Source organism: Skermanella sp., from assembly GCF_059503625.1.
The window spans coordinates 1-2,203 of the sequence record NZ_JCACHA010000397.1 but is presented as its reverse complement, the minus strand read 5'-3'; the positions used below and the strand labels follow the sequence as shown (position 1 = coordinate 2,203).

The 2,203-nt window shown below is 67.5% G+C and carries 2 protein-coding genes; both read left to right on the top strand.

Translation table 11 applies throughout. From position 1 onward, the window contains the following. A partial coding sequence (locus tag AC5JJ6_RS08825) for a bifunctional aminoglycoside phosphotransferase/ATP-binding protein (protein ID WP_496041678.1) occupies positions 1 to 1,378 on the top strand: 1,378 nt, incomplete at its 5' end. A gap of 133 nt (positions 1,379 to 1,511) precedes the next feature. After that, a partial coding sequence (locus AC5JJ6_RS08820) for a universal stress protein (protein ID WP_496041677.1) occupies positions 1,512 to 2,203 on the top strand: 692 nt, incomplete at its 3' end.

Sequence of the window (2,203 nt, the reverse complement as noted above, 5' to 3'; positions counted from 1 at the left end):
CAAGCGGGCCGTCAGCTTTCCCTATATGGACTACGGCACGCGCGAGAAGCGGGCCGCCGCCTGCGAGGCGGAGGTGAAGCTGAACCGCCGGACGGCCCCGTCGCTCTATCTCGGCCTGGCCCCCGTGCTGCGGGGCGCTGCCGGCGGCTTCCGGCTGGGACCGCTGGTCCAGAGGGCGGAAGGGGAGGCCGAGGACTGGCTGGTCGTCATGGCCCGGGTCGATCGGGAAGCGCTGTTCGACCGCATGGCCGAAAGCGGCAGGCTCGACGCCGACCTGATGCGCCGGCTGGCCGATGCCGTCGCAGCCTTCCATGCCTCGGCGGAGCGGTTCACCGACCGCGGCGGGCAGGCCGCGATGCGCTGGGTGGTGGAGGACAATGTCGCCGAGCTCGCCGAGCGGCCCGACCTGTTCGAACCGGACAGGCTGACGCGGCTGGCGGACCTTTCCCGCGCGGCGCTGGACCGGCACGCCGGCCTGCTCGACCGCCGGCGCGACGGCGGGCTGGTCCGGTTCTGCCACGGCGACCTGCACCTGCGGAACATCTGTCTGGTGGACGGGCAGCCGACCCTGTTCGACTGCATCGAGTTCAACGACGACATCGCGATCGTCGACGTGCTCTACGATCAGGCCTTCCTGCTGATGGACCTTGAGCATCGCGGCCTGCGTCCCCTTGCCAATGCCCTGTTCAACCGCATGCTCGAGCGGACCGGCGATATCGGCGGGCTGGTGCTGCTGCCGCTGTTCCTGTCGACCCGCGCCGCGGTCCGCGCCAAGGTCGAGGCCTCGGCCGGCAAGGACCGGTCGGCACGCGGATACTTCGACCATGCGCTGGCGGCGATCGATCCGCCCAGGCCGAAGCTGGTGGCGGTCGGCGGACTTTCCGGCTCCGGCAAGACCACGGCCGCCCGCATGCTTGCTCCCGCCATCGGTCCGGCGCCGGGTGCTGTGGTGCTTCGCAGCGACGCCGTGCGGAAGGAGCTGTGGGGAGTAGCCGAAACCGACCGCCTGCCGCCCGAAGCCTACGCTCCCGGCATGACGCACCGTGTCTATGCCGAACTGGCGGACCGGGCGCGCCGGATCGTATCCGCCGGCCACGGCGTCGTCGTCGATGCCGTCCATGCCCGGATCGGGGAGCGGGCGGCACTGGAGGACCTCGCGCGCCGTCTTGGGGTCCCGTTCCGGGGCATCTGGCTGGAGGCGCCTCCCGAAGTGCTGATCGCCCGTGTCGAGGCCCGGACCGGCGATGCCTCCGATGCCGACGAGAGCGTGGTCCGGCGCCAGTTAACCTACGACATCGGGGAAATCTCGTGGCCGCGGGTCGTTCATCTCGATGGTGATGAGGACAGCAAATCAAAATTGCGCCAAATTATCTCATAATTGATCCAAATGTAGCATTGGTGGTAGTCAGCTATTCGGTCGTCGAATTGATGTGAGTCATTGAGAATGGACAGGCGCGGTCTTAAGCTCCCCAGGATAACAGACTTCCTGATGAAATAAGGGAGCGGTAAAAATGCTTCGAAAAATTCTCGTGCCGGTGACCGGCCGTGACAGCGACCGCGCTGTCCTCGCCATGGGCTTCACGGTCGCCAGGATCTTCGATGCCCATGTAGAGGCGCTCCACGTCAAGATCGATGCGCGCGACGCGATACCGATGCTGGGCGACGGCATGTCCGCGGCGCTGATCGAAGAATTGATGAAGGCGGCGGAGAAGGATGCGGCGGCCGATGCCGAAACCGCCCGCCAGCACTTCGAAGCCGCGCGTGCGGCGGCTCAGGCCGCAGTGACCCAGTCGGCGCCGGGGCCGGGCATGGCGTCGGGATGGTTCAAATCCGTAACCGGCCGCATCGACGACATCGTTCCGGCCGAAGCGCGCCTGTCCGATCTGGTGGTGTTTTCCCAAGGGGCCGGCCGGGGCGACAACCGGATGGCGGTGACGCTGGAATCGACTCTGCTCGACTCTTCCCGGCCGCTGCTGCTGGCGCCGGATCGGCCGCCCGCGAAGATCGGCGGCACGGTCGCCATTGCCTGGAACGGCAGTGCCGAATGCACCCGTGCCGTGGCCGCCGCGATGCCGTTCCTGTTAAGGGCCGCGACGGTCCATATCCTGACCGCGCATACGTCCTCGACAGCTCCGGAGGAAGGCGGACGGCTGGCGGATTATCTGGCGTGGCACGGTATCCAGGCCGGCATCCATGTGGTGAA